The organism is Methanosarcina baikalica (assembly GCF_031461075.1).
GTDB lineage: Archaea > Halobacteriota > Methanosarcinia > Methanosarcinales > Methanosarcinaceae > Methanosarcina > Methanosarcina baikalica.
The window spans coordinates 58587-67727 of record NZ_JAVKPK010000009.1 but is presented as its reverse complement, the minus strand read 5'-3'; the positions used below and the strand labels follow the sequence as shown (position 1 = coordinate 67727).

The window sequence follows — 9141 nt, the reverse complement described above, 5'->3', positions numbered from 1 at the left end:
TTAAATGATCTTTTTATTTTCTTTTATGCAGAAATACCACAAGAAGGCAAACTATCCCGAAAATCATTTCAAATCCTGGTATGCTTGTTATTTTTCCCTTTTCAGGTTCCTGTTCAGCTCCTGTTTTCGGTTCAGCTTCTGCTGTTTTGTTGTCCTTTTCAGTAGGCTGAGTGGTAGTTTCAGACTTTACTTTAGCCCCTGATTCTGTCTCTACGGGTTTACCTGTTATTGCAAAGAATGAGAATCCGGAAGTTTTTGCCGTGAAGTACAGGTACCTGTTATCTTCTCTTAACAGGGTTACTGGTAGTTGTGCCCATTTTTTCTCGTTGTACCTGTTGAGAGTTATCGAAGCCTGGTCGATCTTTTTATCCTGTATCCAGGATTTCTCAACCTTGAAGCATACGACAGGGTTTTCTATATTGTCTGAAGTTGCAAACCCGCCGTTTCCTACCCAGAGGTTGAAGTACTTATAGATCTCACCCGAGTCCAGCTCTGAAACCAGAGTGGATTTTCCTTTGAGCTGCTCGGCAATGGTTGTGGTCTTGCCTGCAGTCTTCTTTGCATCAAAATCCACATAAACAACACAGGTTGCATTCTTTGTGAAATCAAACTTTACAGGTTTTCCGTTTGTAATGAAAGCCTGAGAAATTTCCTTAACCTGGACATTTTTTGCAGGTTCAGGGGAACCACCTGCACCGCCACCGCCACTGCTTCCGCTGCTGCTTTTATGACTGCTTCCTCCACTGCTCCCACCGCTTGAACTGCTTTGTTGCGTGACAGTTATTGTAGCGGTTTTTGGAGTTGGGGAAGTGCCGTTTTCATTGCCTGCTTTCAGATTAACGGTATAGGTTCCTGCTGCAGAGTAAGTATGCGTTGGATTCGGCTCGGTTGAAGCAGTTCCATCTCCAAAGTCCCAGCCCCTTGATGTTGCGTATTGAGAAAGGTCAGTGAACTGGACGGAAAGAGGAGCATAACCACTCGTAGGATTGGCGTTGAAGTCTGCTACAGGATAAACTTTAAAAATCTCTGCAATTATTTTCACAGCTTTTGAAGCGGTGCCGTTTACATTGATTGCAGTTAAGTTAACGGTATAGGTTCCAGGAACAGAGTACACATAAACAGGGCTTGATTCGTTGGATTCAGACTGCCCGTCGTTATTGAAGTCCCAGCTCTTTGAGGTTGCATTTTGTGAAAGGTCCGTAAACTGGACTGAGAAAGGAGCATAACCGCTCGTCGCATTAACGCTGAAGTCTGCAACAGGATAAATTTTAAATTCTTCTGCCATTATTTGCACAGTTTTTGAAGCAGTGCCGTTTACATTGCTTACTGTAAGTTTAGCGGTATAGTTTTCTGGAATTGTATACATGTGAACCGGATTTTTGTCTAAAGAGTCTATATTTCCGTCATTTTCAAAGTCCCATCTCCATGAAATTGCATTTTGCGACAGGTCAGTAAACTGGACAGAAAGAGGAGCATACCCGCTTGTGACGCTGGCACTGAAGTCTGCAACAGGCAGGATTGAGTTAGAAACAGGTACAAGAGGCAGTTTATCTGAAATATAGCCTGAGTCGTCAATATATGAGGAATCAGCAATTCCGTCCCTGTCTACATCGGTTGCCTTCTGGGAGAATCCGGTACCTTCAGGATTTGCCCAGAAATTACCTCCTATATACTGTCCACCGACAATATTTCTGCCAGAAATTTTTGCTACATTCCAGGTAGTATCTCTTGTGTTTATATTTGCATTACGATCGTTATTTACATAATTATTGTACACAAGGTTATTGTGACAACCCGGGCACTCAAAAAAGCCGTAGCCGTCAGTAAAAGCGACAATGTTTCCGGAGATTATGTTCCTGCTAGAAGAATCTAGATGGATACCTCCACTACCGGTTTCGCCATTACCACACTCGTTAACAGTGTTCCCTGAAATATTGTTATCGTTAGATTGTGAAATCCACATTCCATATACACTATTATTTAAAGCATTATTACCTGAAATTGTGTTCTTATTTGAGGTTATAAAGTTAATGCCTCTTGTATTCGAATTTACATTATTGTTTAAGAGAGTATTCCCTTCAGAGGTCACGAGCTGGATCCCATGCAATTTGTTCGAGTTTGCCCTGTTTCCTGAGATTTTATTGTTATTCGAGCTGCTCAGAGATACACCAATCTCATTGTCCGAAAGATCATTATTAGTAATTATGCATCCACTGCATCCAACCAGATAGATTCCTGTTTCTCCGGATTCAACTTTAAACCCGCTAATTGCCGTGTTACTCGCTCTAACAGAGAATCCATTTGTTGAGTTAGTCCTGATTATTGTATCTGCAGGATTTCCGGATTCTGACCTTATTACAAGATTTTGTGTAGTAACTCGGATACTCTCGGTATATGTTCCGGGTTTGACGATTATTACATCGCCTGAACCTGCGTTGTTCACTGCGGCCTGTATCGAATCTGTTTGATTGACGTGAATCTCAATAGCTGCCCCGATTCCGGAGCCTAATGCAAAGATAAGCATAGCCGTCAGCAGGATGATTAATTTGTTCATTTTAATTCCCCAATATAAATGTAAAATTTTACTGAAATTCATTCTAATAAATGAGAAATTAAGCATGAAACAATATAAATATATTGATTAAGTTAACTCCCTGATGAAGCTATATTAATGCAAAAAATATAAAGCACTGTTTTAATTAATCTCAATTTACCGGAGGTATTTCAGGAGTTTTTCTTCTCTAATGCTCCAAAGTATCTATTTAGACCATAGTTTCGGACGTAAATATTTACATTTTATTTTTTTCTGTAGAAGAGGCGTTTTTGCCCTGCACGAAAAGATAATATGAGAACGTAACATTAAGATCTAGAAAAAAGGTTTAAAAGATAATTGGAAAAAAGATAATTGGAAAAAAGGTAATTGAAAAAAAGGTAATTGGAAAAAAGGTAATTGGAAAAAACAAAAATAAGGTAGAGGAGTCAAATCCTCATCCCAAACATTTAGCCTGCTGTTTTTATTCATTTTATTATTCAGGCTGCTTCTAATTGAATTTACATCATTGCCGTTTCATCGATGTTCATTTCGGTTTCGTTGTTGATGTTCATTTCAGTTTCGTTAATTTTCACTTCTGTCTTGTTGATAGCTGTTTCCGTTTCGTTTGTTGTAATTCCCGTTTCGTTTGTTGTTATTCCCATTTCGCTGGTGCTTGTGGGTTTGCTGATATTGAGGCCTTCTGCAGACATTACAGACCTTTTCGGTTCAACGCCACCTACGAGAGGCAGGAAATCAGTATAGTTGTTATTTGAGAGTTTATAAACCGTATCAGCAATGCCATCCCCATCTCCATCCGATGCAGTCTGGGAAAATCCGGTACTGTCAGGCTTTGCCCAGAAATTGCCTCCTATGTATGGCCCACCGACGATATTAGTACCAGCAGTCTTTGTTGTATTCCAGACGTTTCCTTCGCTTGTGTCTTTAATGTCTGCATTAAATACGTTATTCAGGTAGTTGTCAAAGACGATATTGTTATTGCTCGTAGAGCTCATGAAAATGCCTGAGATACTGTTCATAGTAATGATATTTCTTGACACTGTATTGCTTTGAGAGGTGCTCAGGTGAATACCGCGGCCACTATTGGAAGCTTCGTTTCCGGAAATGTTGTTGCCTGTACAGTATGATAGCAAAACTGCATATTCTCTGTTACCCAGGATATTATTATCTAAAATGTTGTTTCCATTGGAGGATATCAGGTAAATGCCTCTACTGTTGTCTGAAGCTGTATTATTGCCGAAGGTATTGCTGCTCGAATTGTTCAGATAAACCCCATAGCCTACATTTGAGGTTAGGATATTATTTCTAAATTCGTTATCACTGGAATTTACCAGAACAGTACCGTGGTTAACGCTTGTACTTGCCGTATTGTTTAAGAGCATGTTCCACTGCGAGTTCAGGACATACATTCCATACCTGTTGTTTAAAGCTGTGTTATTTGATACCAGGTTATAACCTGATCCCCTCAGGCTAATTCCCCTTCCTCCTTTCAGGAAACTGTTGTTAAGAACAATATTGTTATTGGATAATTCCAGATTTACTCCAATAGTGTTATTTAACAGCATATTCTCATTGATGGTGCAGTTAGCGGAGTTTAAGAAAGAAATACCTGATATATTGTTGTTCTCGACTTCATTTCCTGAGACGTTGCTGTTCATTCCTGACGCAATCCGAATACCGTACTCGTTATTTAAAGCCAGATTGTCTAGAACCGTGCTTTCTCCAGACCTCAACAGGAAAATGCCTCGTTTACTGTTGATTGCTGTATTGTTTGCAATGCTGTTGTTGCCGGAATCCACAAAACAGATACCATAAATCATATTTGAGTCTACTGTGTTACCGGTCAGGTTATTATTAGCTGAATACACTATGTAGATACCATAACCGTTGTTTGAGTTTGCGGTGTTGTTTCCCAGCTTGTTATTGTTACAGTTTTCCAGGATAATACCATGGTTGGAGTTCAAATTTGCCGTATTTTCGGAAAGTATGTTCCCTTTAGAAGCAGTAATATAAATTCCAAACCTCTGGTTTGAAACATTATTATTTAATATTGTATTATAGTCTGACCTTTCAATATTAATTGCTCTTTTGCCCTCTGATACCGTATTATTGAGGACATTATTGTACATCGAATCCTTTAGATATATTCCAAGGGCATCATCAACGAGTTTGTTATTCTCTATGGTACAGTTATTGGATCTGGATAAGTAGATTCCTGCCCTGTCAATATTTGCTCCCGTAATACTTAGTCCCATAATTTTTACATTGTCTGCATCTACATAGAATACATCTGTGGCGTTATTATTCGCCATAATTAGTGTGTCTTCAGGGTTCCCGGACTCTGACCTTATTACGAGATTATCCTTTGTGATTACGAGATTATCTGTATAAGTTCCGGGACTTATGACTATTTCATCTCCTGAACTTGCATTATTTACTACGGACTGAATTGATTCCCCCGGCTGGACAGTGATCTCAACCGCGGCACCAGTACTCGAGCCTAACATAAATATAAAAAAGATTGCAGCTAAAGTGACAAATCTATTTATTTAAATCCCCCACCTTTTATGTAAATTATTATTTAAATTTCTATTAATAAATTAGAATTTAAACATTAAATGATATATATTTATTGGATTAGAATAATATCAATCTAAAGACATAAAAATATAAGATAAACAACAATCAATAACCAGCTTAAAGAAATAAGTTATATAATTTTTATTTTTCAGATCTCAGGTTAACTTTAATAAAATAACAAATGGAGTGCCTGCCTTCCGGGTAAAACAGCTCACGTGCGGGAAATGGACTTTTCAGACTCGATAAATTGGAGGAGGCTATCTATGTTAGAAAATTTATCTTCCGTACTGTTCTTAAAAGGTTTTTAGGAATGAGATATATTAAGAATATAGCGAAAAGAATAAGGAAAAAATTAAAAAAATAAGGAAAACTGAAAAAGCAGAAGAAAGATGAAGGTTCAATGCCTTCATCCTGTCTTTTTTCCGTACTGAATTTATTCTTTCATTATTTACTTTTTATTTTCACTTTTTGTTTTTACTGTTATTTTTACTTTTTATTTTTACTTTTTGTTTTTACTGTTATTTTTACTTTTTATTTTTTTTTAAATGATCTTTTTATTTTCTTTTATGCATGAATACAGTAATAAGGCAAACTATCCCGAAAATCATTTCAAATCCTGGTATGCTTGTGATTTTTCCCTTATCAGATTCCTGTTCAGCTCCTGTTTTCTGTTCAGCTTCAGCTGTTGTTTTGTTCTGTTCAAGAGGTTGAGTGGTATTTTCAGACTTTACTTTAGCCCCTGATTCTGTCTCTACGGGTTTACCTGTTATTGCAAAAAATGAGAATCCGGAAGTTTTTGCCGTGAAGTACAGGTACCTGTTATCTTCTCTTAACAGGGTTACTGGCAGTTGTGCCCATTTTTTCTCGTTGTACCTGTTGAGAGTTATCGAAGCCTGGTCGATCTTTTTATCCTGTATCCAGGATTTCTCAACCTTGAAGCATACGACAGGGTTTTCTATATTGTCTGAAGTTGCAAACCCGCCGTTTCCTACCCAAAGGTTGAAGTACTTATAGATCTCACCCGAGTCCAGCTCTGAAACCAGAGTGGATTTTCCTTTGAGCTGCTCGGCAATGGTTGTGGTCTTGCCTGCAGTCTTCTTTGCATCAAAACCAACATAAACAACACAGGTTGCATTCTTTGCGAAATCAAACTTTACAGGTTTTCCGTTTGTAATGAAAGCCTGAGAAATTTCCTTTACCTGGACATTCTTTGCAGGTTCAGGGGAACCGCCTGCACCGCCACCGCCACTACTTCCGCTGCTGCTTTTATGGCTGCTTCCTCCACTGCTTCCTCCACTGCTCCCACCGCTTGAACTGCTTTGTTGTGTGACAGTTATTGTAGCGGTTTTTGGAGTTGGGGAAGTGCCGTTTTCGTTGCCTGCTTTCAGGTTAACAGTATAGGTTCCGGCTGCAGAATAAGTATGCGTTGGATTCGGCTCGGTTGAAGCAGTTCCATCTCCAAAGTCCCAGCTCCTTGATGTTGCGTATTGAGAAAGGTCAGTGAACTGGACGGAAAGAGGAGCATAACCATTCGTAAGATTGGCGTTGAAGTCTGCTACAGGGTAAACTTTAAAAATCTCTGCAATTATTTGCACGGTTTTTGGATCTGTGGTGCCGTTTTTGTTGCTTGCTATTAGATTGGCAGTATAGATTCCCGGGGTCTCGTACACGTAGACAAAGGTTTTATCACTACTGTCCGGGCTTCCGTCACCATTAACATCCCAGCTTAGTGATGTAGCATCCGTTGACAAATCCTTAAATTCGACCGTGAGAGGGACAAAACCCTGTGTGGGCTTGGCGTCGAAATTTACAACAGGCAGTACAACACGTACAAGCGGGAAATTATCTCTGATATTACCGTTGGCTGAGGCGATGATACCATTGTCTGTGACAAAGGGAATATCAATATCAATAATACCGTCCCCGTCTGTATCAGATTTAGTATCCGAGAAACCTAGACCCGACGGGGTTCCCCAGAAATTGCCTCCAAGGGTTGGTCCGCCCATAACGTTTTTGCCTGAAGTCTTTGCTATGTTCCAGTAGCTTTGATTATTTTTAACATCTGCATTGCTAGGGTTGTTGAAACAATTGTTAAAAACCAGGTTGTAGTAGCTTCTGGGACACATGTAGATACCTTTCCCATTTGAAATTATATTATTGCCTGAAATATTGTTGCTTTCAGCAGAGTTGAGGGAGATACCTTCAATGTTGTCATGAACGTTATTCCTGGAAAGGGTGTTATTATTGGCAAGCATGATCAGAATTCCTTGAGCACCATTTTCAGAAACTATATTTTCAGAAAGCGTATTTCCAGTTGAGTTCGTCACGTAGATACCTATTCTATTGAGCCGCACTGTATTGCTCTGCAGTCCATTATTATTACATGAACCCACTAAAAAGATCCCATTGGTATTGCTCGAACTTACAGTATTGTTGATAAGATTATTCCCACTTGAGTTATCAAGGCGAATACCGTCACTGTTGTAATCCAAAATATTGTTTGAAAGAGTATTTTGTGTGGATCCAACACCCTGTAAGAAAATACCTCTTGAATTTTGGGATGCAGCATTATTAGATATTTTGTTATTGTTTGCAGTCTCAAGATATATACCATAATTACCATTCAAATTTACTTCGTTATTATCCACAATATTATTGTTGGAACTACTGATCAGAGTAATACCATTAAGGCTGTTCGAATTTGCCTTATTGCGTGAAAGCGTGTTTCTGCTGGATGTATAGGCTACGTAAAAGCCTCTGCCGTTTTCATATGCATTATTGTTTACAACACTGTTATTTTCGGAAGTCCTCATAGCTATTCCGTATTCACAGCCTGAAACCGTGTTGCTTTGCACGTAACTATCTGTACAAGTATACAGGAATATACCATGGTTATTGTCTGTTGTAGTATTACCTGAAACCGTGTTATTAAAAACCGTGTTTCCAGAAGACAATTCCATTTCAATCCCGTTTGATCCACTGGAAGAAACGATATTATTTTTCAGGTTGTTCTTGCTTGACCGTGCGAGATAGATCCCCCGGTTCCCGGTCGAGCTTACGATGTTGCTTTCTAAAGCATTATTGCTTGCATCTTCCAGTCCTATACCATTGCCAGAAATCTGGCTTACGGTATTTCCTGAAATGGTGTTACCACCCTGGGAATCATCAATCTTAATCCCGGATGCGTAACCTGAAACCTTATTGCCTGAAATAGTGGTCGAATAAGACTGCGTGATGTAAATTCCTGTACCTGTTCCAACGGTAGCTGTATTGTTGCGTACTACAATATTTCCGGAAGACTTCACGGATATTCCCATGTTATTGTTTAAAAATTTGTTATTTTCAATGGTGCAGCCGTTGCACAAACTCATAGAAATTCCTGAAATGGTTGCTCCGGTGGCTCCACTTATCGTAAATCCTTTAATTTTTGAATTAGCTCTGGCTCCAATATAGATTACATCTTTGCCTGTAGTATTGGAAGCGATTATCGTATCCTCAGGGATATCTGATGCTGACCTGAGCTCCAGGTTGGCTCTAGTTATAACTATATTTTCAGTATAGGTTCCAGGTTGCACGAGAATTATATCACCTGAAGCTGCCTTATCCACTGCAGCCTGTATTGTTGCATAGTTTCCCGTTCCATCAGTGGCTACAGTATATGTCGCAGCCGCTCCGATAAAGGAACTTAGTGTGAAAATAAAAAATGCTAGTAGTAAAAGTTTTAATTTGTTTATGTCTAATTCCTCCATACAGATAACAGAAGTTATAAATGATACTTCCTAAAGTTAATTAGGAATTAATTGCAAATACAATATAAACATATTGGTTTCAATTAATATATTTATAAAAAAATTAAAGATGTGGAAAAGAGTAAGATAACATCTGCGCTTATTGGAATTACCTCTTGATTACTCTCCCATATAATTTAGTATCAATTTTCCATTATATTAAGCTGAAAATGAATTAAAGCTGACTCTATCTTATTTTTACCTACCCCTATTTGACTGCTG

3 protein-coding genes are annotated in these 9141 nt (G+C 38.7%); all 3 read right to left on the bottom strand.

Annotated features, from left to right (window positions below; all coding sequences use genetic code 11):
- Positions 1 to 13 precede the first annotated feature (13 nt).
- Positions 14 to 2554, bottom strand: coding sequence for a PGF-pre-PGF domain-containing protein (locus RG963_RS03530; RefSeq protein WP_310574899.1), 2541 nt, complete (start codon positions 2552 to 2554; stop codon positions 14 to 16).
- Positions 2555 to 3051: 497 nt separating this feature from the next.
- The gene (locus tag RG963_RS03525) at positions 3052 to 5058 is read right to left on the bottom strand and encodes a right-handed parallel beta-helix repeat-containing protein (protein WP_310574898.1); all 2007 of its coding nucleotides are present in this window, start codon (positions 5056 to 5058) and stop codon (positions 3052 to 3054) included.
- A gap of 627 nt (positions 5059 to 5685) precedes the next feature.
- Positions 5686 to 8880 (bottom strand): NosD domain-containing protein, encoded by a 3195-nt coding sequence (locus RG963_RS03520; RefSeq protein WP_310574897.1) that lies wholly within the window; start codon positions 8878 to 8880, stop codon positions 5686 to 5688.
- Between the last annotated feature and the right edge of the window lie 261 nt (positions 8881 to 9141).

Coding starts and splice junctions, on each gene's coding strand:
- RG963_RS03525 (WP_310574898.1), bottom strand. CDS start 5,058: ATGTTAGGCTCGAGTACTGGTGCCGCGGTTGAGATCACTGTCCAGCCG.
- RG963_RS03530 (WP_310574899.1), bottom strand. CDS start 2,554: ATGAACAAATTAATCATCCTGCTGACGGCTATGCTTATCTTTGCATTA.
- RG963_RS03520 (WP_310574897.1), bottom strand. CDS start 8,880: ATGGAGGAATTAGACATAAACAAATTAAAACTTTTACTACTAGCATTT.